The sequence below is a fragment of the Streptomyces sp. NPDC012769 genome (assembly GCF_042901205.1).
Taxonomy (GTDB): Bacteria; Actinomycetota; Actinomycetes; order Streptomycetales; family Streptomycetaceae; genus Streptomyces.
In genome coordinates, this window is sequence record NZ_JBIBCP010000003.1 from 797116 (window position 1) to 818479 (window position 21364).

At 72.9% G+C, this 21364-nt stretch carries 15 protein-coding genes; 8 read left to right on the forward strand and 7 right to left on the reverse strand.

What is annotated here, in order from left to right:
- Positions 1–9: 9 nt before the first annotated feature.
- Together ACFY7C_RS18715 and ACFY7C_RS18720 are read right to left on the reverse strand one after the other, a co-directional pair.
- Complete coding sequence (locus tag ACFY7C_RS18715; RefSeq protein ID WP_389651318.1) at positions 10–2079, reverse strand: exo-alpha-sialidase; 2070 nt, start codon at positions 2077–2079, stop codon at positions 10–12.
- Between the two features lie 250 nt (positions 2080–2329).
- Positions 2330–4165: a serine hydrolase gene (locus ACFY7C_RS18720; RefSeq protein ID WP_389652750.1), complete on the reverse strand. Its 1836-nt coding sequence runs from the start codon at positions 4163–4165 to the stop codon at positions 2330–2332.
- Between the two features lie 178 nt (positions 4166–4343).
- Between ACFY7C_RS18720 and ACFY7C_RS18725 the strand changes: the two genes are divergently transcribed.
- The 3 genes from ACFY7C_RS18725 (at position 4344) to ACFY7C_RS18735 (ending at position 8197) form a co-directional block, all read left to right on the forward strand.
- Positions 4344–5453, forward strand: a complete 1110-nt coding sequence (locus ACFY7C_RS18725; protein ID WP_389651321.1) for an NAD(P)H-dependent flavin oxidoreductase — start codon at positions 4344–4346, stop codon at positions 5451–5453.
- Positions 5450–7000, forward strand: coding sequence for an acyl-CoA synthetase (locus ACFY7C_RS18730; RefSeq protein WP_389651324.1), 1551 nt, complete (start codon positions 5450–5452; stop codon positions 6998–7000). The genes ACFY7C_RS18725 and ACFY7C_RS18730 overlap by 4 nt, the downstream gene beginning before the upstream one ends.
- An 81-nt stretch (positions 7001–7081) precedes the next feature.
- The gene (locus tag ACFY7C_RS18735; protein ID WP_389651327.1) at positions 7082–8197 is read left to right on the forward strand and encodes a calcium:proton antiporter; all 1116 of its coding nucleotides are present in this window, start codon (positions 7082–7084) and stop codon (positions 8195–8197) included.
- Positions 8198–8237: 40 nt separating this feature from the next.
- On the opposite strand, the gene ACFY7C_RS18740 is transcribed toward ACFY7C_RS18735, so the two are convergent.
- Complete coding sequence (locus ACFY7C_RS18740) at positions 8238–10676, reverse strand: penicillin acylase family protein (RefSeq protein ID WP_389651330.1); 2439 nt, start codon at positions 10674–10676, stop codon at positions 8238–8240.
- A gap of 209 nt (positions 10677–10885) precedes the next feature.
- On the opposite strand from ACFY7C_RS18740, the gene ACFY7C_RS18745 reads away from it, so the two are divergent.
- Positions 10886–12400 (forward strand): fatty acyl-CoA synthetase, encoded by a 1515-nt coding sequence (locus ACFY7C_RS18745; protein ID WP_389651333.1) that lies wholly within the window; start codon positions 10886–10888, stop codon positions 12398–12400.
- Positions 12401–12470: 70 nt separating this feature from the next.
- Here the strand turns inward: ACFY7C_RS18745 and ACFY7C_RS18750 are convergent, their stop codons facing one another.
- Both ACFY7C_RS18750 and paaK read right to left on the reverse strand, forming a co-directional pair.
- Complete coding sequence (locus ACFY7C_RS18750) at positions 12471–12851, reverse strand: VOC family protein (RefSeq protein WP_389651336.1); 381 nt, start codon at positions 12849–12851, stop codon at positions 12471–12473.
- A gap of 71 nt (positions 12852–12922) precedes the next feature.
- Positions 12923–14209 (reverse strand): phenylacetate--CoA ligase PaaK, encoded by a 1287-nt coding sequence (paaK, locus tag ACFY7C_RS18755; protein ID WP_389651339.1) that lies wholly within the window; start codon positions 14207–14209, stop codon positions 12923–12925.
- A 379-nt stretch (positions 14210–14588) separates the two neighbouring features.
- Here paaK and ACFY7C_RS18760 point away from each other — a divergent pair, with 379 nt between their 5' ends.
- Genes ACFY7C_RS18760 through ACFY7C_RS18770 form a run of 3 tightly spaced genes read left to right on the forward strand, consistent with a single transcriptional unit; the run spans position 14589 to position 17249 of the window.
- Positions 14589–15821: a cytochrome P450 gene (locus tag ACFY7C_RS18760; protein WP_389651342.1), complete on the forward strand. Its 1233-nt coding sequence runs from the start codon at positions 14589–14591 to the stop codon at positions 15819–15821.
- A 16-nt stretch (positions 15822–15837) separates the two neighbouring features.
- On the forward strand, positions 15838–16398 hold the full coding sequence (locus ACFY7C_RS18765; RefSeq protein ID WP_389651344.1) for a cupin domain-containing protein: 561 nt from the start codon (positions 15838–15840) through the stop codon (positions 16396–16398).
- A 59-nt stretch (positions 16399–16457) separates the two neighbouring features.
- On the forward strand, positions 16458–17249 hold the full coding sequence (locus tag ACFY7C_RS18770) for a GNAT family N-acetyltransferase (protein WP_389651347.1): 792 nt from the start codon (positions 16458–16460) through the stop codon (positions 17247–17249).
- On the opposite strand, the gene ACFY7C_RS18775 is transcribed toward ACFY7C_RS18770, so the two are convergent.
- Positions 17246–18088 carry a pentapeptide repeat-containing protein gene (locus ACFY7C_RS18775; RefSeq protein WP_389651350.1) on the reverse strand — a complete coding sequence of 281 codons (843 nt, stop codon included), beginning with the start codon at positions 18086–18088 and terminating at the stop codon, positions 17246–17248. The two genes, ACFY7C_RS18770 and ACFY7C_RS18775, sit on opposite strands and share 4 nt — an antisense overlap.
- 101 nt (positions 18089–18189) lie before the next feature.
- On the opposite strand from ACFY7C_RS18775, the gene ACFY7C_RS18780 reads away from it, so the two are divergent.
- Positions 18190–19710, forward strand: a complete 1521-nt coding sequence (locus ACFY7C_RS18780) for an alpha/beta fold hydrolase (RefSeq protein WP_389651353.1) — start codon at positions 18190–18192, stop codon at positions 19708–19710.
- 9 nt (positions 19711–19719) lie between these two features.
- Here the strand turns inward: ACFY7C_RS18780 and ACFY7C_RS18785 are convergent, their stop codons facing one another.
- A complete protein-coding gene (locus tag ACFY7C_RS18785; protein WP_389651356.1) occupies positions 19720–21342 on the reverse strand; it encodes an acyl-CoA synthetase in 1623 nt (540 codons plus the stop codon).
- Between the last annotated feature and the right edge of the window lie 22 nt (positions 21343–21364).

Here is a 21364-nt window from a genome sequence, read left to right on the forward strand (position 1 = left end):
GCCCCGCCGCTACCAGATGGTGCTGAAACCGAGGCGGAGCCTTTCCCGGTCGGTCGCCACGTCGAGGGCGCCGTTCTTGACGGCGAGAACCTCGTCCGCGGTCAGCGCCTTCCGGTAGAGGCGGACGTCGTCCAGGGTGCCCTGGAAGAGCTGCGTCACCCCGGCCTGCTGGCTGGGGAAGTCGGGCCGGGCGCCGATGTGGACGTTGAACTCCTTGGCCGGGGTGACGTCGCCGGTCGGTGCGACCGCGGTGGTCTCCGGGCCGCCGTCCACGGCGAGGACGAGCCGGTCGCCCGCGCGCTTGAACACGACGTGGTGCCACCGGCCGTCGTTGTACGAGGACGGCAGGGTCACCTCGGCGCTCGCCGTGTCCGTGCCGACGGTGGCACGCAGGACGCCGAGCTCGGGTTCGGCCCGGATCGAGTAGTGCCGGAGGTTCTGGCCCGCACCGGGAGTGCCGTACGCCCATACGATCGGCCGGACCCCGGTCGTCGCCGCGTGCTGGAACCAGGCCGTGACGGTGAAGTCCCTTGCGGTGACGTCCTTCGGGTCGTCGACGCCGACGCGCAGCGACTCCGAGCAGACCAGACGCAGGTAGTCGTCCTTGCCGTCGAAGCTCATGGCCTTGCCGGAGAGGCGCTCCCCGAGCTGGGCGCCGCCGTGGATGATCGCGTGGTTGCCGGGCTCACCGGGCGCGCGCGTGCGGGTGTCGGCCGTGCGCGGGCGGCGCAGTTCGGTCCTGGCCCCGTCCATGGCGGTCTCGTCGAACGCGGTGAAGACGATGCCCGCGTGCGGGACGTTGACGCCGGTCTCGTACAGCACGCCGAGGGAACCGCCGTCCAGGAGGGTCAGATCGGAGTAGCCGGTGCGGCCGGCGGAGACGAGGGTGCCCACGGTCTGCCACGTGCGTCCCTCGTCGTAGGAGGAACGGATGGCCAGTTCGCGCCGGTCCTCCAGCGCGCTGGGACCGAGGCGGGACGTCCCCGAGTACAGCAGGCGGTCGGGCTTGCCGTCCCTGTCCCGGGCGTGCAGGCGCAGCAGCGAGCCGAAGACGGGCGCGGTGTCCAGGTTGGGCACCGGGGCGAACGGGGTGGCGAAGGTGGCGCCGCCGTCGGCGCTCGTGGTGGCCAGCCGGTGCTCGTTGGTGGCGCAGCGCGTGGGCTCGGAGTTGCGGGCGTTGACGTACACGGACCCGTCGACGGTCTCGGCGACCGTCAGCTCGGCCGGGTACGCACCGGCCTTGGTCGCCGAGGAGGTGGCGCCGAGCTCCCAGGTGAGGCCGCCGTCGTCGCTGTAGTACAGCTGGCCGCCGGCGGTGGTGTTGCCGCCCGCCGTGTGGTCGCCCGGAACGATCAGTCGGCCGTGGTGCTTCCCGCGGCTGAGCTGGATGCCGTGGCCGGGGCCGGTGGAGACCCAGCCCCACCCGTCGGCCTTGAGCTGCGGCAGCGCGACGGGGGCCGACCAGTTCACTCCGCCGTCCATGCTGTGGACGGCGTGCACGGTACGGGGGTAGAGGGCACCGTCACGGTCGGGGGCGAGCCCGTTGCGGTTCCAGTCGCTGCTGGAGTAGAGCAGGGTGATCCGGCCGGTCACCGCGTCCACGACCGGGGCGGGGTTGCCGTGCGCGAGCACGTCCGAGAGGCCGACCACCACCTGAAGCGGCTGCCAGGTCTTGCCGCCGTCGGTGGACCTGCGCAGCACGAGGTCGTTGTGGCCGACGTCGTGGCAGCGGATGTCCGGGTGACGTACGCGGCCCTCGGCGAAGGCGAGCAGCGTGCCGTCGGCAGCGGTGACGACGGCGGGGATCCGCGTGCAGTAGTAGTTCGCCGTCGTGGGCGGTTCCGTCCTGTTGTCGACGACGTAGGTCGTGTTCGCCGGGAAGGGCGTGGACAGCCGGTCCGGAACCGCGTTCGTGGCGGCGGACTCGGTGGCGGTGGTGCCGGTCGTGGCGGCCGCCGGCGCCGGCGGCGCGATCGCCGTGACGAGCGCGGCGAGGACGGCGAGGGAGAGCGCGCCCAGCCACGCGGACAGGACGAAGCGGCGCGCGCCCGGCGGGCGGCGCTCGGAAAGGGGCAGCATGAAGGAACACCTCGATCGGAAGGCGAAGGAGAGGACGTGGGCGGCTGGGCCCCTGAACGGTTGTGCCGTTCGTGGGCGGGCCGGTTGCGGCGACCCCCGCGCGGTCGAAGGCCACCGCGAACGGGTGACGCGACAGACGCTCGCCTTCGCGTTCGTCTCATCCCCCCGGTGAGATCTTCTCGCCGGAAGGTACCTCATGTGATCATCCGCGCACAGTCCGCTCCGCGTGCCCCGGAGCCCCGACGCTCCGTCAGTCCGCCGACCTGATCCAGCCCTTCGCCTCGACGCGCGCCCCGTCCGCCGGCTGCGCCTCGTCGAAGACCGGGCGCCCCGCCGCGTCGAGGACCCGCAGCGCGTCCACGTACACGCCGCGTCCCACGTATCGTCGGTCGGTCGCGCAGCGCCAGCGCAGCCGTACGGGGCGGGTGGCCGGATCGCGGGGAAGCGCGGCCCTGACGGTGTGCCAGACGCGGCCGGACCAGCCGCTCGCTGCGCCCGAGGGGTGGGGCCGGGGCTCCGAGCCGGGCCGTACGGTCGTGAACGGCACCGTCGTCCAGCTCGCCCCGCCGTCCGTCGACGCCTCCAGGAAGGCGCCGTCCGCGCCCGGTTCGGTGTCCCACCACAGGGCGCACTCCAGGCGAGCGGCGTCGGGGAGGTCGGGCAGGGTCAGCGTGGCGGTGGTGGCGCTCGCCATGCCGGAGAACCAGGCGGTGCGCCCCCGCGCCGGGCGTACGGGCACGGCGCGGGCCAGCGCGTCGGCGGTGGCGACGCGGGGCGCGGAGCCGGAGCGCCAGCTCCGCACCGGGTGCACGGAGTTGCCGAGGACGACGAGGAAGGCGTCGGTGGTCGGGTCGAGGACGAGACTGGTGCCGGTGAAGCCGGTGTGCCCGGCGGTGCGCGGGGTGGCCAGGGCGCCCATGTACCAGTGCTGGTAGAGCTCGAAGCCGAGGCCGTGCTCGTCGCCGGGGTGGGCGGTGTTGAAGTCGGTGAACATCAGCTCCACCGAGGCGGGGGAGAGGACGCGGGCGTCGCCGTAGGCCCCGCCGTTGAGCAGGGTGCGGGCGAGGACGGCCAGGTCCCAGGCGCAGGAGAACACCCCGGCGTGGCCGGCCACCCCGCCCATGCCGTAGGCGTTCTCGTCGTGGACCTCGCCCCACACCATGCCGCGGTCCAGACCGGACCACGGCTTGCGGGCGTCCTCGGTGGCGGCGATGTCCGGCCGCCAGGAGAGCGGGGGGTTGAAACGCGTGCGGTGCATCCCGAGCGGAGCGGTGATCTCGGTTCGGAGCAGGTCATCCAAGGTGCGACCGGTGATCTCCTCCAGGATCAGCTGGAGGGTGATCAGGTTGAGATCGGAGTAGAGATAGACCGTGCCGGGCGGATGCGCCGGCACCTCGTTCCACAGCAGCCGCAGCTGCCCCTCCCGGGTCGGCTCCTTGTAGAGCGGGATCCAGGCGCGGAAGCCCGAGGTGTGGGTGAGCAGCTGACGGACCGTGATGTCCTGCTTGCCGCCGCCGCCGAACTCCGGCAGATACGCCGTGACCCGCTCCTCCAGCGTCAGCGTCCCGCGCTCGATCTGCTGCACCGCCAGGATCGAGGTGAAGAGCTTGGAGACCGACGCCAGGTCGAAGACGGTGTCCTCGCGCATCGGGATCCGTTGCTCCGCCGGCAGCTCGACGCCGGTGTCGGTCTTCTCGTCGTACGCCGCGTAGCGCACGGCCATGCCGATCGGCCGGTGCAGCGCCACGGTCCCACCGCGCCCGGCGAGCAGCACGGCGCCCGCGTACCAGGGGTGGACGGGGGAGGGGCGCAGGAAGGATTCCGCCTCGGTGACCAGCCGGTCCAGGTGCTCGGGCAGCAGTCCGGCCCGCTCGGCGGAGCCGTGCCGCAGGGTCGTGCGCCGTACGTCTCCGCCGCCCGGGGCGCGACCGCCCGAGTCTTTGCCGCCCGAGCCGTCACCCCCGGGCCCGTGGGCCGCCGCTCCCGGCACCGCACCGATCATCAGCGCACCTCCCAGGGCGAGGACCCCGCCGCCGAACGCCCTGCGGCTCGGGCCCCGTCCGTCGCTCCTCGACTCCTCCGTCATGTCCACCCTCTCACCGCTCCCTGAGATCTATGAAAGAAAACTTCGGCTGCTCCGGCAAGATCTGAAACTTTCCTACCGGAGGGGGAGCGGCGGCGGAAGCGCGCGGCATCGCAAAGAATCTGACGTGGCATCAGAAAATCTCTTCCCTCGGCACGACGGCTGCGGCATCCTGCCGCCCATGAAGACGGAGCTGAGTCGCACCCTGGGGATCGAGCACGCCATCTTCGGCTTCACGCCCTTCCCCGCGGTGGCCGCCGCCATCACCAGAGCCGGCGGGTTCGGCGTCCTCGGCGCGGTGCGCTACACCGCGCCCGACGACCTCGCCCGCGACCTCGACTGGATGCAGTCCCACACCGACGGACTGCCCTACGGACTCGACGTCGTCATGCCCGCCAAGAAGGTCGAAGGCGTGACCGAGGCCGACGTCGAGGCGATGATCCCCGAGGGGCACCGCGAGTTCGTCCGCGCCACCCTCGCCAAGCACGGCGTCCCCGAACTCGCCGAGGGCGAGGCCTCCGGCTGGCGCATCACCGGCTGGATGGAGCAGGTCGCCCGCGGCCAGCTCGACGTGGCCTTCGACTACCCCATCAAGCTGCTCGCCAACGCCCTCGGCTCCCCGCCCGCCGACGTCGTCGCCCGCGCCCACGACCACGGCGTCCTCGTCGCCGCCCTCGCCGGCAGCGCCCGGCACGCCCGCCACCACGCCGACGCCGGCATCGACATCGTCGTCGCCCAGGGCTACGAGGCCGGCGGGCACACCGGCGAGATCGCCTCCATGGTGCTCACCCCCGAGGTCGTCGAGGCCGTCGCCCCGCTGCCCGTCCTCGCCGCCGGCGGCATCGGCAGCGGCGAGCAGATCGCCGCCGGTCTCGCCCTCGGCGCCCAGGGCGTCTGGCTCGGCTCCCTCTGGCTCACCACCACCGAGGCCGAACTCCACTCCCGCGCGCTGACCGAGAAGCTGCTCGCCGCCGGCTCCGGCGACACCGTCCGCTCCCGCGCCCTGACCGGAAAACCCGCCCGCCAGCTGCGCACCGAGTGGACCGACGCCTGGGACGACCCGGCAGGACCGGGGCCGCTGCCCATGCCGCTCCAGGGCCTGCTGGTCGCCGAGGCCGTCTCCCGGATCCAGAAGTACGAGGTGGCGCCGCTCCTCGGCACACCCGTCGGTCAGATCGTCGGCCGGATGAACTCCGAGCGAAGTGTCCAGCAGGTTTTCGACGACCTCACCCGGGGCTTCGAAAGGGCGGTCACCCGGATCAACCGCATCGCCGGAAGGAGCGCGCAGTGACGCACCCGCCCACCGGGTTCTGGGCCCAGGCCGCCGCCGACCCCGACCGCACCGTCCTGATCGCCCCCGACGGCGAGGAGTGGACCGCCGGACGGCTGCTCGCCGACGCCAACCGCCTGGTCCACGGCCTGCGCGCGGCCGGTCTGGAGCGCGGCGACGCCTTCGCCGTCGTCCTGCCCAACGGCACCGCCTTCCTCACCGCCTACCTCGCCGCCGCCCAGGCCGGGTTCTACCTCGTCCCCGTCAACCACCACCTCGTCGGCCCCGAGATCGCCTGGATCGTCTCCGACTCCGGCGCCAAGGTCCTCCTGGCCCACGAGCGGTTCGCCGAGGCCGCCGCCCTCGCCGCCGACGAGGCGGGCCTCGCCCCGAGCCGCCGCTACGCCGTCGGCGAGGTCGCCGGCTTCCGCCCGTACGCCGAACTCCTCGACGGCCGGCCCGAGACGGCCCCCGAAGGCCGCACCCTCGGCTGGGTCATGAACTACACCTCCGGCACCACCGGACGGCCCCGGGGCATCCGCCGCCCCCTGCCCGGCAAGCTCCCCGAGGAGACCCATCTCGGCGGCTTCCTCGGCATCTTCGGCATCAGGCCCTTCGACGGCAACGTCCACCTGGTCTGCTCGCCGCTCTACCACACGGCCGTGCTCCAGTTCGCCGCCGCCGCCCTGCACATCGGCCACCCGCTCGTCGTCATGGACAAGTGGACCCCCGAGGAGATGCTGCGGCTCGTCGACACCCACCGCTGCACCCACACCCACATGGTGCCCACCCAGTTCCACCGGCTGCTCGCCCTGCCCCAGGAGACCCGCGACCGCTACGACGTGTCCTCCCTGCGTCACGCCATCCACGGCGCCGCGCCCTGCCCCGACCACGTCAAGCGGGCCATGATCGAGTGGTGGGGCCACTGCGTCGAGGAGTACTACGCGGCCAGCGAGGGCGGCGGGGCCTTCGCCACCGCGGAGGACTGGCTCAAGAAGCCGGGTACCGTCGGCCGCGCCTGGCCCATCAGCGAGCTCGCCGTCTTCGACGACGACGGCAACCGGCTGCCGCCCGGGCGGCTCGGCACCGTCTACATGAAGATGAGCACCGGCGGCTTCCGCTACCACAAGGACGAGGCCAAGACCGCGTCGAACCGCATCGGCGACTTCTTCACCGTCGGCGACCTCGGAGTCCTCGACGAGGACGGCTATCTCTTCCTCCGCGACCGCAAGATCGACATGATCATCTCCGGCGGGGTCAACATCTACCCCGCCGAGATCGAGGCCGCCCTCCTCGCCCACCCCGCCGTCGCCGACGCCGCCGCCTTCGGCATCCCGCACGCCGACTGGGGCGAGGAGGTCAAGGCCGTCGTCGAACCGGCCGAGGGTCACGAGCCCGGCCCCGCCCTCGCGGCGGCGATCCTCGCCCACTGCGAGAGCCGGCTCGCCTCGTACAAGCGTCCGAAGTCGGTCGACTTCATCCCCCACATGCCCCGTGACCCCAACGGCAAGCTCTACAAGCGCCGCCTGCGCGCCCCCTACTGGGAGGGCCACGACCGCCCGCTGTGACGTTCCTCCTGAGTCCCTGTCAGGCCCCTGTCGTACGCGGCGAACGGAGGGTGATCCACCCTTTATGGCAGGATTCAGGGCATGAGTTCGAGTACGGCAGGACTGACACGACAGTGGACCACCTGGGGCCCGGTGGTCGCGGCCGTCGGCCTCGGCCTCGGCTGGGGGCGGGACCTACCCGGCTTCGCCGTGGCCCTCATCGCCGTCTGCCTCTTCGCCGCCGTGCTCGCCGCGGTCCACCACGCCGAGGTCGTCGCCCACCGCGTCGGCGAGCCCTACGGCTCCCTCGTCCTCGCCGTGGCCGTCACCGTCATCGAGGTCGGACTCATCGTCACCCTGATGGCCGGAGGCGGCGACAAGGCCGCCACCTACGCCCGCGACACCGTCTTCGCCGCCGTCATGATCACCTGCAACGGCATCGTCGGCCTGTCCCTCCTCGTCGCCGCACTGCGCAACCGCGTCGCCGTCTTCAACGCCGAGGGCTCCGGCGGCGCGCTCGCCACCGTCTGCACCCTGGCGACCATGACCCTGGTCCTGCCCACGTTCACCACCAGCCACCCCGGGCCCGAGTTCTCCACCGCCCAGCTGGCCTTCGCCGCCGTCGCCTCCCTCTGCCTGTACGGGGTCTTCGTCGCCGTCCAGACGGTCCGGCACCGCGACTACTTCCTGCCGGTGCCCCGACCGGTCCCCGCGGACGGGAACGCCGGCGAGTCCGAGGACGAGCACGCCGCGCCGCCGACCGCCCGCGAGACCTGGATCAGCCTCGGCCTGCTCGTGCTCGCCCTCGTCGCCGTCGTCGGCAACGCCAAGCTCGTCTCGCCCACCATCGAGGACGGCGTCGAGTCCGCCGGCCTGCCCAAGGCCGTCGTCGGCGTCGTCATCGCCCTCATGGTGCTGCTCCCCGAGACCCTCGCCGCCGTCCGCGCGGCCCGCCGGGACCGGATGCAGACCAGCATGAACCTGGCCTACGGCTCCGCCATCGCCAGCATCGGCCTCACGATCCCCGCGATCGCGCTCGCCTCGATCTGGCTGTCCGGCCCCCTGGTCCTCGGTCTGGGCGCCCTCCACATGGTGCTGCTCGTGCTCACCGCCGCGGTGAGCGCCCTGACCGTGGTGCCCGGACGCGCCACCCTCCTCCAGGGCGGCGTCCACCTCTCGATCTTCGCCGCCTTCGTCTTCCTGTCGTTCAGCCCGTGACCGGCCTCGGTCCGTGACCGGTCTCCGTCCGTGCCCGACCTCAGTCCCTGACCACCACGACCCGCAGGCCGGGCGAGCGCAGGATGTCCTTCTCGCAGAACCGGGAGGTCACCCAGCGCTCGCCCGCGTAGAGGCGGGTCTGGTCGCTGTGGTGTGGCGAGTTCGGGTTCGAGGACTGCGCGTACGTGAGCAGGGTGCGGGCCACCGGGCAGCGGCTGCCGTCCCAGCCCACCGCCTGGACATGGCTCGTGCCGTGCGCCACCTCCGTGTAGCCGCCGCCCGCCGGGTTCCACACGGGCTCGGTCTTGTTCCAGACGCCCAGCGCCTCCGTGCCGCCGCTCACGGGGATCCGCGCCCCGTTCCGTACCACGAACTGATGCGCGCCGAGCGGGGCGTCGAGGGCGATCCCGGCCGCCCGCAGCTCCGCCACCGCGGCCTTGAGGGCCGTGGCGAACGCGGGGGAGTCGGTGGCGAGGGTGTGCGGGGTGCGCACCGGATCGGCGGCGGAGAACGGCACCTTCCACTGGTCGGCCGGCTTCGCCGTCGCCGTGAACTTCCGCCAGAACCGGTCGAAGAGCAGCGCGCCCCGGCTGTCGCCGTCCATCGTGCGGTCCCAGGCCCCGATCACCCGGCAGGCCTCCGGGTCGTCGGCGAGGACGGCCGCACAGGCGCGGGCCGTGTCGGCGGCCGCCAGGTCACCGGCCGGCGCCCGGTTCGCGAACTGCTGGCGCTGCAGGTCGGCCACGGTCAGCCCGCCCCGCCCGGCCATCGCCGTCACGTCCTCGAGCCCGCCGCGGGTGCGCAGCGAACGCGGGGTGCCGACGGTGCCGAAGATCCGCTCGTAGCCGGTGATCGGCCGGTCCGCGTTGGCCAGCCAGGCGCTGTCGTTGGAGTTCTCCACGTACGGGGCGTCCCGCAGCACCGGCATCCGCGCGGGCCCGAACACCCCGGGCTGCACCGCGTCCGGGTCCGAGCCGAGCGCGCAGTCGCCGCGCGAGCCGTCGAGCACCGCGACACCGGAGGCCGGATACGTGGCGCGGCCGAGCGGGGTGGAGCAGCGCCGGTCCAGCTCGTCGGTGATCCGCGGCAGCACCTGCGCCTGCGTGAACAGGGTGTGCCCGGCCGAGTCCGCGGCGATGGTGTTCACCCACGGCAGCCCCTGGGTGCGGCGCAGCGCGTCGGCCACGTCCCGGGTGGAGCGGGCCTTGGCGAAGCCGAGCGCGGTGTCGGAGCCCCGCAGGTTGGCGGCGTTGGGGTCGTTCAGCGCGAAGGCCGTCGTCGCGGTCCACGGCAGCGGCAGCTGCGCGCCGAGCCCGGAGACGACCGGCCCGTAGCGGGTCCACCACTGGGTACGGGTGACCGGTGCGCCGTCCCTGACCGCGACCGTGACCGTGCGCGGGGTCATCCGCTCCGGCCTGCCGTCCACCAGGTACGTGGTGGGGTCGGCCGGGTCGAGGGCCAGCTGGTGCAGGTTGAGCGGGACGCCGGTGGCGACGGTGTGGCTCCAGGCGACCTTGTCGTTGAAGCCGATGTTGACGACGGTGGTGCCGAGCAGGGAGGCGCCGGAGACGTTCAGCTCGCCCGGGACGGTCTGCTGCGACTGCCAGAAGCGCCGGCCCCCGTGCCACGGGTAGTGCGGGTTGCCGAGCAGCAGCCCGCGCCCGTTCGCGGTGGCGGAGCCCTGGAAGGCGACGGCGTTGGACCCCATGGTGGCGTTCTCGGCCGCGAAGAGCTCACGGGCGGCCTCGGCCGTACGCGCCGGGTCGGGCGCCCCGGAGACAGGTGACCCGTCGGCGGGCACCCCGGAGACCGGCGGCCCGGAGACCGGCGCCCCGGTCGGGGGACCGGCCGCGACGATGCCGTCCACGGCCCGGCCCTGGCCGCCCAGGACGGAGACCGCCCAGCCGCGGCGCGCCACGTCGAGCGCGGTGACCGGCCGCACCCAGTCGGCGCCCGCGCAGGCCGGATCGGTGACGCGGTTCTTTCGCAGCCAGGCGTTGTAGCCGGCCGCCCAGCCGCGCATCAGCTCCCTGAGCTGCCGGGACGGCCCGGCCGGTGCGGGCAGGGCGAGCACCGCCTCGACCGTCCCCGCCTCCTTCACCCCCCGGAAGAACAGGTCGCTGGACAGGTTCTTCGTCGCCGAGGACAGCGAGCCGTCGGGTGCGGCGTCCGCGCCGAAGTGCCGCGAGCGCTCGCCGTTCACGGTCACGAAGCCGTCGGCGAGGACACAGACCTGGTCCGCGGCCTGCGCCCAGCCGGTGCCGAAGCCGAGGCTCGCGTAGTCCTTGCCGACGATGTGCGGGATGCCGTACTCGGTGTACCGGATGACGGCCGACAGGCCCCGGTCCGAGGGACGGTGGGTCAGGCCGGCCGGGTCCGCCGCGGCGGCGGCCGGCAGCGAGGCGGTGACGGTGGCGAGAGCGGCACCGACGAGCGTCAGACGCCTCAGTCGGGTGGGGAAGAAGGTGCGGAGGTGCAACGTGCCTCCCAACGGGCATGCGGGACATGCGGGTTGGGGCCATGCACTCAGCTGAGCGCTTGCTTTGTCAACATGCCGTTCGGTATCCGAGGTCCGCGCCGGTCCGTCCCGCGCCGGTCCGTCCCGCACCGGGTCCGCTCCGCATCGGGTGCGTCCCCCGCCGGCCGGGTACTTGACCGCCCGCCCGGCCCCACCGAGGATCATCGGTCATGGACCGAGTACCGCGCAGACTGCTCACCCGGACCGTCGACGGCGTCCTGCGCATGAGCGCCCAGCGCGTCCCCGACCGGATCGCCCTGCGCTACGCGGACCGGACCTGGACCTATGCCGAGCTGGACGCCGCCGTCACGACCGCCGCGGCCGTGCTGCGCGAGCGGTGGGGTCTGGAGGAGTACGACCGCGTGGCGGCGTACGGGCACAACTCCGACGCCTATCTGATCGCGTTCCTGGCCTGCTCCCGCGCCGGGCTGATCCACGTCCCGGTCAACCAGCACCTCACCGGCGACGACCTCGCGTACATCCTGGAGCAGTCGGGCAGTTCGCTCGTCCTCGCCGACCCGGACCTCGCCGGCCGCGTCCCGGACGGCGTCGCGGTCCGGCCGCTGCGGGACGGCCCCGGCTCCCTCCTCGCGGAGGTCGCCGAGCGCCCCGACACGTACGACTCGGACCGCGACGCCCGCGACCTCGTCCAGCTGCTCTACACCTCGGGCACCACCGCCCTGCCCAAGGGCGCGATGATGACCCACCGGGCCCTGGTCCACGAGTACGCGAGCGCCATCGAAGCCCTCGACCTGCACGAGGACGACCGGCCGGTGCACTCGCTGCCGCTCTACCACTCGGCGCAGACGCACGTCTTCCTGCTGCCCTACCTGGCGGTCGGCGCCGAGAACACCATCGTCGACGGGCCCGACGCGGGCGTGCTCTTCGACCTCGTCGAATCCGGGCGCTGCGACAGCCTGTTCGCCCCGCCCACCGTGTGGATCGGGCTCTCCCAGCACCCCGAGTTCGCCGTCCGCGACCTCTCCGCCCTGCGCAAGGCCTACTACGGCGCCTCGATCATGCCCGTACCGGTCCTGGAGTCACTCCGCTCCCGCCTGCCCGCCCTGCGCTTCCACAACTGCTTCGGCCAGTCGGAGATCGGCCCGCTCGCCACCGTCCTCGGGCCCGACGAACACGAGGGCCGGATGGACTCCTGCGGACGCCCGGTCCGGTACGTCGAGGCGAAGGTCGTGGACGAGGACGGCCGGGACGTGCCGGACGGCACCCCCGGCGAAGTCGTCTACCGATCGCCCCAGTTGTGCAAGGGCTACTGGAACAAGCCCGAGGAGACCAGGGAGGCGTTCCGGGACGGATGGTTCCGCTCGGGTGACCTCGCCGTGCGCGACGCGGAGGGCTACTTCACGGTCGTCGACCGGGTCAAGGACGTCATCAACTCCGGCGGTGTCCTCGTCGCCTCCCGCCAGGTCGAGGACGTCCTCTACACCCACCCGGCGGTCGCCGAGACGGCCGTCGTCGGCCTCCCCGACGAGCGCTGGATCGAGGCGGTCACCGCCTTCGTCGTCCCCCGCGCCGAGGTCACCGAGGCCGAGCTCCTCGCCCACGCGCGCGACCGGCTCGCCCACTTCAAGGCCCCGAAGCGGGTGGTCCTGGTCGAGTCGCTGCCCCGCAACGCCAGCGGCAAGATCCTCAAGCGGGAGCTGCGGGACCGCCACACGGCCCCATGAGGTGCCGCCCCCATGAGGTGCCGGCCTCATGAGTGCCGGCCTCATGAGGCCGCGGCCTCCGTGAAGTCGGTCAGCCCTCGCGCTCCTCCATGACGCACAGGATGTTGCCCTCGCTGTCCTTGAACCAGCAGCCCCGCATCGTGTCCGACTCCACGACGCCGTCGACCGTCTTGATCCCCGGCAGGTCGTAGTCCTCGAAGGTCACGCCCTTGGAGCGCAGCTCCGACATCTCCGCGTCCAGATCGCCGACCTTCCAGCTCGCCAGCGTGTGCTGGGCCTGGCCGCCGTACGGCGTCTCATAGAGACCGATCGTCGTGCCCCCGGTCTCCAGCCTGGTGTCCTCGGGCGACTCCTTCGTGAGGGTGAGACCGAGGGTCTCGGTGTAGAAGCGCTTGGCACGGGCCATGTCGCTCACCGGAATGATCGCGGCTATCGGGGATTCCGCCAGCATCGCCACCACCTCCTCCCTCCAGGCTACGCAGCGGCCGGGCCGGGCGCCCGCCCCGCCGGACCGCGCCCGTCCTACGGGGTGCGCAGGTCCAGGAGCCGCCTGATCTTGCCCACGCTCCGCTCCAGGGTCTCCGGATCGACGATCTCGACCGCGACCGAGACGCCGATGCCGTCCTTGACCGCCGCGGCGATCGCCCGGGCCGCCTCCGCGCGCTGCTCGGGCGTCGCGTCCGGGCGCGCCTCCGCCCGTACGGTGAGGGCGTCGAGCCGGCCCTCGCGCGTCAGCCGCAGCTGGAAGTGCGGCGCCACGGCGGGAGTGCGCAGGACGATCTCCTCGATCTGGGTGGGGAAGAGGTTCACGCCGCGCAGGATCACCATGTCGTCGCTGCGGCCCGTGACCTTCTCCATGCGCCGGAAGACCCGCGCGGTGCCCGGCAGCAGCCGGGTCAGGTCGCGGGTGCGGTAGCGCACCACCGGCATGGCCTCCTTGGTCAGGGAGGTGAAGACCAGCTCGCCCTCCTCCCCGTCCGGCAGCACTTCGCCGGTGAGCGGGTCCACGACCTCCGGGTAGAAGTGGTCCTCCCAGATGTGCAGGCCGTCCTTGGTCTCCACGCACTCCTGGGCCACGCCCGGGCCGATCACCTCCGAGAGTCCGTAGATGTCGACCGCGTCGAGGGCGAAGCGCTCCTCGATCTCCCGGCGCATCTCCTCCGTCCAGGGCTCGGCGCCGAAGACGCCGACCTTCAGGGAGGTGCCACGCGGGTCGACGCCCTGTCGCTCGAACTCGTCGAGCAGGGTGAGCATGTACGAGGGCGTCACCATGATGATCTCGGGCCGGAAGTCCTGGATCAGCTGCACCTGGCGGGCCGTCATGCCGCCGGAGGCCGGGATGACCGTGCAGCCGAGCCGCTCGGCTCCGTAGTGCGCGCCGAGGCCACCGGTGAACAGCCCGTATCCGTACGCCACGTGGACCTTGTGGCCGGGCCGGGCGCCGGCCGCACGCAGTGAGCGGGCCACCACGTCCGCCCAGGTGTCGAGGTCCCGCTGGGTGTAGCCGACGACGGTCGGCCGCCCGGTCGTCCCGCTGGAGGCGTGGATGCGGCGGATCCGCGACGGCTCGACGGCGAACATGCCGAAGGGGTAGTGCTCGCGCAGATCGGCCTTGGCGGTGAAGGGGAAACGGGCCAGGTCGGCGAGCGAACCGCAGTCCTCGGGGCGGACGCCCGCCGCGTCGAAGGACCGCCGGTAGAACGCCACGTTGTCATAGGCGTGCCGCAGGGTGGCGCGCAGCCGCTCCAGCTGGAGGGCCTCCAGCTCGTCGCGTCCGAGCCGCTCGCCCGCGTCCAGCAGGTCGTCCATGCGCCGCTCCCTCCGCCTCGAAACGGGCGACCGATCATTCGGTAGATCATCTGTGGGCCCAGTAAAACCGGCACTCCCCGGGTCTTGGCAAGAGGGGGGCACGGGTTTTGTCGGTCGGCACGGAACCGACGGCGAGGTCCGTCCCCGTGCCCGAACCGCACGACGGATCCCGGCGGGCCCGCCGGACCGACCCGATCCGCCCGCCGGGCGCCACGGCGCGCTCACCTCTTCGGGTGTGATTGCCGCCGCGAGCGCGCCGCCCGTGCCGGGGGAGGGAAGGGACCGACGATGAGGCCGTCCGGCTTCCCCTTGCCCGCCCCCGGACGAAATGGACCGTCATGTCCGACCGCACTCGCCCCACGACAGCGGCGGTGGCCCGATGACCACGACCACACACCCCGGCACCCCCGATGACGCCGCCGACCCCCCGGTGCACTTCTGGGCCGTCCCCGACCTCACCGGACTTGCCTTCGACCCGCTCCTCGCCAAGCTCCTCCACGAGGACCCCGTCACCCGCGTCCGCCTCCCGCACGGCGAGGGCCACGCCTGGCTCGTCACCCGCTACGAGGACGTCAAATTCGTCTCCGTGGACCCCCGCTTCAGCCGACAGGCCGTCTACGGACGCTCCATCACCCGGCTCGCGCCCCACTTCATCCCCATGGAGGGCGCCGTCGGCTTCGCCGACCCGCCCGACCACACCCGGATGCGCCGCGTCGTCGCCCGCGCCTTCAGCGCCCGTGCCCTGCGCTCCCTGCGCGACCACGCCCAGGACGTGATGGACCGGCTCCTGGACCGGCTGGAGGAACACGGCCCGCCGGCCGACCTCATGGACATGGTCAACCGGCCCTTCCCGCTCGCCATGGTCAGCGAACTCATGGGCGTCCCCGAGGGCGACCAGCCGCTCATGGCCCAGTGGTCCGACACCATCATCTCCGCCGGCGCGGGACGCGAGGCCAGCGAGAAGGCCAAGGCCGAGATGGCCCGCTACTTCACCGAACTCATCGGACGCAGCCACGGCACCGGCAGGGAGTTCCTCGCCGCCGTCCTGGCCGACGCCATCGACGAGAACACCCTCGACGAGCAGGAGGCCGTCGGCCTCGCCGTCCTCATCCAGATCGGCGGCGCCCACGCCGTCCGCAACAACAGCGCCAACATGGTCTACGCGCTGCTCACCCACCCCGAGCACCTGGCCAGACTGCGCGCCGAACCCGACCTCCTCCCGCAGGCCGTCGACGAACTGCTCCGCTACATCCCGCACCGCAACGCCGTCGGACTCTCCCGGATCGCCATGGAGGACGTCGAGGTCGGCGGCGTCACCATCCCCGAGGGCGACCCGGTCTACGTCTCCTACCTCACCGCCAACCGCGACCCCTCGGTCTTCCCCGACCCGGAGAAGCTCGACTTCGACCGCGGCTACAACCCGCACGTCGCCTTCGGCCACGGCCCGCACTACTGCCCCGGCTCCGCCCTGGCCCGCATCGAGTCCGAGATCCTCCTGGACTCCCTGTGGACCCGCTTCCCCGACCTCAGGCTGGCCGTGCCCGAGGAGAAGATCCGCTGGCAGCGCGGCGCCCTCATCCGCGGCCCCGAGACCCTGCCCGTCACCTGGTGAGAGGAACGACGCCACGATGACCCTCAGCGGTCTCATCGTGCCACCCGGGGAGGGCAGGACCCTGTCCACCCCGGCCCAGCACGTCACCTTCAAGGTCACCGGCGAACACACCGCCACCGCCTCCACGTTCGAGGTCGTCGTCCCGCCGGGCTTCGACGTCGGCGCCCACACCCACGGCCGAGCCGAGGAGCTGTTCTATCTCCTCGAAGGCGAACTGGAGGTGCTCGCCTTCGAACCGGAGGTACGCACCGCCGACAGCTGGCGCGGCTGGCGCTCGGCCGACGGGCGGCACCCGGTGCGCGCCACCCCGGGCACGCTCATGCTCGTCCCGCCCGGCTGTCCGCACGCCTTCGCCAACGTCGGCGACACCCCCGTACGCATGCTGTTCCAGGTCTCGCCGCCCACGTACCACGAGACCTACTTCGAGGAGCTGATGGGGATCCTCGGGGCCACCGGGCCCGGCGGCGAGGTCGACCACGACGCCATCGCACGACTCCGCGTCCGCTACGACATCGAACAGATCACCCCGCTCCGCCACGACGCCGGCGCCGGCCGGGAGGCGTCACCCGCCCCCTGACCCCGCCGGATCCGTAATCCGGTGGCGCCACGGCCCCCGCCGGTGCTGGGGTGGACGCCATGGACCTCACCGCGCTGCGCACCCGCTACGACCGACAGCTCCGCCTCGGCGCCCGCCCCGACGGGCCGGGCGCCCGGGTCGAACGCGACGGACTCGTCGTCCGCCAGACCGGCCCCGCGCACGGCTGGAACGGTGTCCTGTGGTCCGGACTCGGGCCCTACGACGCCGACGCGGCCATCGCCGCGCAGATCCGCCACTTCCGGGCCGCCGGCCGCTCCTTCGAATGGAAGCTGTACGGTCACGACGGCCCCGCCGACCTCGCCGCACGCCTCCTCGCCGCCGGCTTCACCCCCGACGAGGAGGAGACCCTGATGGTCGCGGAGGCAACCGCCCTCCCGGCGCACGAGGGCCTCCCCGACGGCGTGGAGATACGGCCGGTCACCGACGAGACCGGTGTACGGGCGGTGGTGGAGGTCCACGAGCGGGCCTTCGGCACGGACTCCTCGCACATCGGGCGGCGCCTCCTCGACCAGCTCGCCGAGGCGCCCGGCACGGTCGCCGCCGTCCTCGCCGTCGCCCACGGGGAGCCCGTCAGCGCCGCCCGCCTCGACCTCCCGCCCGACACCGACTTCGCCGGACTGTACGGCGGCGGCACCGTCGAGGCCTGGCGCGGCCGCGGCCTCTACCGCGCCCTCGTCGCCCACCGCGCCCGGATCGCCGCCGACCGCGGCTACCGCTACCTCCAGGTCGACGCCGCCCCGACCAGCCGCCCCATCCTGGCGCGCCTGGGCTTCGCGGAGCTGACCACGACCACGCCGTACGTGTACGCGATCGAGGACCGCGAGGACTAACGGGTCCAGTGCGAGGGGCGCTCGAAGCCTTCCGGCAGGCGGGTGGCGGCGTCGCCGCGGGCGGAGTTCAGCTGCGGCTGGGTGAGGAAGAGCGCGCCCGTCAGGTCGGCGCCCGAGAGATCGGCGTCCCGCAGGTCCGCACCGATCAGATCGGCCAGCGAGAGGTCCGCCCCGCTGAGGTCGGCCGCGATGAGCAGCGCCCCGCGCAGGTCCGCGCCGCGCAGCTTCGCCCCGCGCAGCCGCTTGCCGATCAGATCCGCGCCCCGCTTGTTCTTCGGCTTGCCCCCGGCCGCCGCCCGCACCAGGGAGCTGCTCTTCAGGAGCAGCGGGTTCACCTCGGCCCGCACCGGGCCGACGTCCAGCTTCTCCAGGTCGGCCGCCGTGCCCCCGGTCAGCTCCGTCACCCGGGCGAGGGCCCGGTCGAGGTCGCGGTGCAGCGGGCGGGTGGCGGCGAGGGCGCGGGCCTCCGCGAGATGGCGCAGCAGCTCGTGCAGCTGGCGCATCACCGGGAACACCTCGTACATCTGCCGCGCGGTCCCCGGCGCCTCCCGCCAGGACACCCCGCCGAAGGTGACCTGCGAGACCTGCTGGCCCGCGCCGAAGCAGTCGTAGACGGTGCAGCCGGGAAAGCCGCTGTCCCGCAGCCGGGTGTGGATGCCGCAGCGGAAGTCCTCCTGGAGGTTCCGGCACGGCTCGCCCGAGGACTTGTCCACCGCGAAGTCATGGGACCTGGCGAAGGGCAGCGCGACACAGCACAGCCCGAAGCAGTTCGCGCAGTCACCGCGCAGCTCGACCGGGAGGATCGCGGCCTGAGGGGTCTCGGACACGGTGAAACGCATTCCTTCGCTGGTGGGAGGGGACGGCGGCGGACATCCCACCGTATCGCGCTCTCGGCGAATTCGATTGCCGCGCCCTTCCGCCGACCTCCATGATCGACGGCATGCCTCAGTTCACGACGTACGACGGAACCGTGCTCTCCTACCGGACACGGGGCACGGGGGACCCGCTGCTCGTGCTGCCCGGCGGCCCCCTGCGCGACGCCGTCTACCTCGGCGACCTCGGGGGACTGACCGCACACCGCACCCTGGTGGTGCTCGACCCGCGCGGCACCGGCGGCAGCGAGGCGCCCGCCGACCCCGCGGGCTACCGCTGCGACCGCCAGGTCGCCGACGTCGAGGCCTTCCGCGCCCACCTCGGCCTCGACCGGATCGACCTCCTCGGCCACTCCGCCGGCGGCACCCTCGCCCTGCTCTACGCCGCCGCCCACCCCGAGCGGGTGCGCTCGCTCGTCCTGGTCACCATGCGCGGACGGGCGGTCGGACTCGACACCGGTGACGAGGAGTGGGACGAGGCCGCCGAGATCTTCGCCGACCAGCCGTGGTACCCCGAGGCGCGCGCCGCCCTGGAGGCCATCGGCCCCGACACCCCGATGCCGGAGGCCGCGGCGATCGTGATGCCCTTCTCCTACGGCCGCTGGGACGAGGCCGCGCGGACGCACGCGGCCGCACTCGACGAGCAGACCAACTGGGCCGCGCAGCCCCATTACCACGCCGAAGGGGCCTTCGACCCCGAGGCCACCCGGCGCGCGCTGAAGGGGCTGACCGCCCCGGTCCTGGTCCTCGCGGGCGCGTACGACGGCGGACCCACGCCGGCGAAGGCCGCCGCGATCGCCGACTGCTTCCCGCACGCCGAGCTCGTGGTCCAGCCGGCCGCCGGACACTTCCCGTGGGTCGACGACGCCGGCGCGTTCCTGCGCCCGGTCGCCGCCTTCCTGGACCCGGAGGTCCGCACGGTCACCGTCGACGGGGTCCGCCTGGCCTACCGGGTCAGCGGCCCCGAGGACGCTCCGCCGGTGGTGCTGGTGCACGGCCGCGGCGGGAACAGCACCGACTGGACCGACCTCGCGAGGGAGCTGGCCGCCGACCGGCGGGTCTACGCGCCCGACCTGCGCGGCCACGGGCTCAGCGACTGGCCGGGCACCTACGGCTTCGGTGTCTTCCGCGACGAACTGGGCGGATTCCTCAAGGCCCTGGGGCTGGCCGGCGCGACCGTGGTCGGGCACTCGATGGGGGGCGCGGCGGCGTATCTGCTCGCCCAGCGCGAGCCGGAGCTGATCGGCCGCCTGGTGCTGGAGGAGGCTCCGGTCTTCTTCCCGCTCGACCCGCCGCGCGGCCCCGCCGAGCCGCCGAGTGGCCCGGTGGGACTCGACTGGGCGGTGGTGGGCGCCACGGACGCGGAGCTGAACGATCCCGACCCGGCCTGGCGCGCGGACCTCTCGGAGATCACCGCGCCCACCCTGATCGTCGCCGGGGGCAGGAGCAGCCATCTGCCGCAGGAGCAGCAGGTCTGGATGGCGGAGCGGATCCAGGACACCGCGTTGGTCACGATCAAGGGCGGACATCTGGTCCATCAGAACCGGCCGGAGAAATTCCTGGCGGCGCTGCGGGAGTTCGGCGTCTGATCCTGCCGGTCAGGCGGTGTCCGCCTCCGTGGCCACGCTCCTCGCCCAGCGGTAGTCCGCCTTGCCGCTGGGGGAGCGCTGGATCCGGTCGGTGAGGACGAGCTGGCGCGGCACCTTGTAGCCGGCGAGCCGGGTGCGGCAGTGGTCCTGGACCGTCGCCAGGTCCAACGGCGAGGCGCCGGGGCGCAGTTGGACCACGGCCGCCACGTGGCTGCCCCAGGTCGCGTCCGGCACGCCGGCCACCAGGGCGTCGTACACGTCCGGATGGGACTTGAGCGCCTGCTCGACCTCCTCCGGATAGACCTTCTCCCCGCCCGTGTTGATGCACTGCGAGCCACGGCCGAGGACGGTGACGATGCCCTCCTCGTCGACGGTGGCCATGTCGCCGAGGAGCACCCAGCGCTCGTCGCCCCTGGCGAAGAAGGTCTCGGCGGTCTTGGCCGGGTCGTTGTAGTAGCCGAGGGGCACGTGCCCGCGCTGGGCCAGCCGGCCGATCTCGCCGACGGCGACGGGTTCGTGCGTGACCGGGTCGACCACATCGGTGCGCTCGTTGACGTGCAGCCGGAAGCCCTTCGCGGGGCCCGAGTCGTCGGTCGCCCGGCCGTTGGAACCGGACTCGGAGGAGCCGAAGTTGTTGAGCAGCAGCACGTTCGGCACCAGGGCCTGGAACTGCGCGCGCACGGTGTCCGACATGATCGCGCCGGACGAGGAGACGCTGAACAGCGAGGACAGGTCGGTGCCCTTGAGCGGTCCCCGCAGGGCGTCGACCAGCGGCCGGAGCATGGCGTCGCCGACCAGCGAGACGCTGGACACCTTCTCCTTCTCGATGGTGCGCAGCACCTCCTCGGGCACGTACTTGCGGTGGATCACCACCCGCTGCCCGTAGTTGAAGGCGATGAACGAGGTGAGGGTGGACGTGCCGTGCATCAGCGGGGGAGCGGGGAAGAAGGTGATCCCCGCGCCGCCCGCCGCGACCCGCTCGGCCAGCTCCTCGGGCCGCTTCACTGGCTCACCGCTCGGATCGCCGCCGAACAGCCCGGCGAAGAACAGGTCCTCCTGCCGCCACATCACGCCCTTCGGCATGCCCGTGGTGCCGCCGGTGTAGATGATGAACAGGTCGTCGGCCGAGCGGGCCGGGAAGCCGCGCCCGGGCGAACCGGCCGCCTCCGCCGCCGTGAAGTCCGCGCAGTCGAGCACCGGGGCGTCCCCGCGCGGGGCCCCCACCCGCACGAGGTGCCGCAGCTTCTCGGTCCGCGGCAGCGCGGCCGCGACCCGGCCGGTGAACTCGGTGTCGAAGACGAGCGCCGCCAGGTCGGCGTCCCGGTAGAGGTAGACCAGCTCCTCCTCCACGTAGCGGTAGTTGACGTTCACCGGCACGAGCCGGGCCTTGAGGCAGGCCAGCACGGTCTGCAGGTACTCGACGCCGTTGTACAGGTGCAGTCCGAGGTGCTCGCCGGGCCGCAGTCCCGCGTCGATCAGGTGGTGGGCGAGCCGGTTCGCCGCCGTGTCGAGCTCGGCGTAGGTCAGCCGGCGCTCGGCGCCGGTGCCGGGGTGGTCGACGTAGACCAGCGCCTCGCGGTCCGGGACCACGTCGACGACCGATTCGAACAGGTCGGCAAGGTTGTACTCCACCGTTCCTCCTGATCCTGGCCGG

Bases quoted from the DNA above. Each gene is read 5' to 3' on its own strand.
- ACFY7C_RS18760 (WP_389651342.1), top strand. From the start codon at position 14,589: ATGACCACGACCACACACCCCGGCACCCCCGATGACGCCGCCGACCCC.
- ACFY7C_RS18775 (WP_389651350.1), bottom strand. From the start codon at position 18,088: ATGCGTTTCACCGTGTCCGAGACCCCTCAGGCCGCGATCCTCCCGGTC.
- ACFY7C_RS18750 (WP_389651336.1), bottom strand. From the start codon at position 12,851: ATGCTGGCGGAATCCCCGATAGCCGCGATCATTCCGGTGAGCGACATG.
- ACFY7C_RS18725 (WP_389651321.1), top strand. From the start codon at position 4,344: ATGAAGACGGAGCTGAGTCGCACCCTGGGGATCGAGCACGCCATCTTC.
- ACFY7C_RS18715 (WP_389651318.1), bottom strand. From the start codon at position 2,079: ATGCTGCCCCTTTCCGAGCGCCGCCCGCCGGGCGCGCGCCGCTTCGTC.
- ACFY7C_RS18770 (WP_389651347.1), top strand. From the start codon at position 16,458: ATGGACCTCACCGCGCTGCGCACCCGCTACGACCGACAGCTCCGCCTC.
- ACFY7C_RS18720 (WP_389652750.1), bottom strand. From the start codon at position 4,165: ATGACGGAGGAGTCGAGGAGCGACGGACGGGGCCCGAGCCGCAGGGCG.
- ACFY7C_RS18745 (WP_389651333.1), top strand. From the start codon at position 10,886: ATGGACCGAGTACCGCGCAGACTGCTCACCCGGACCGTCGACGGCGTC.
- ACFY7C_RS18735 (WP_389651327.1), top strand. From the start codon at position 7,082: ATGAGTTCGAGTACGGCAGGACTGACACGACAGTGGACCACCTGGGGC.
- ACFY7C_RS18780 (WP_389651353.1), top strand. From the start codon at position 18,190: ATGCCTCAGTTCACGACGTACGACGGAACCGTGCTCTCCTACCGGACA.
- paaK (WP_389651339.1), bottom strand. From the start codon at position 14,209: ATGGACGACCTGCTGGACGCGGGCGAGCGGCTCGGACGCGACGAGCTG.
- ACFY7C_RS18765 (WP_389651344.1), top strand. From the start codon at position 15,838: ATGACCCTCAGCGGTCTCATCGTGCCACCCGGGGAGGGCAGGACCCTG.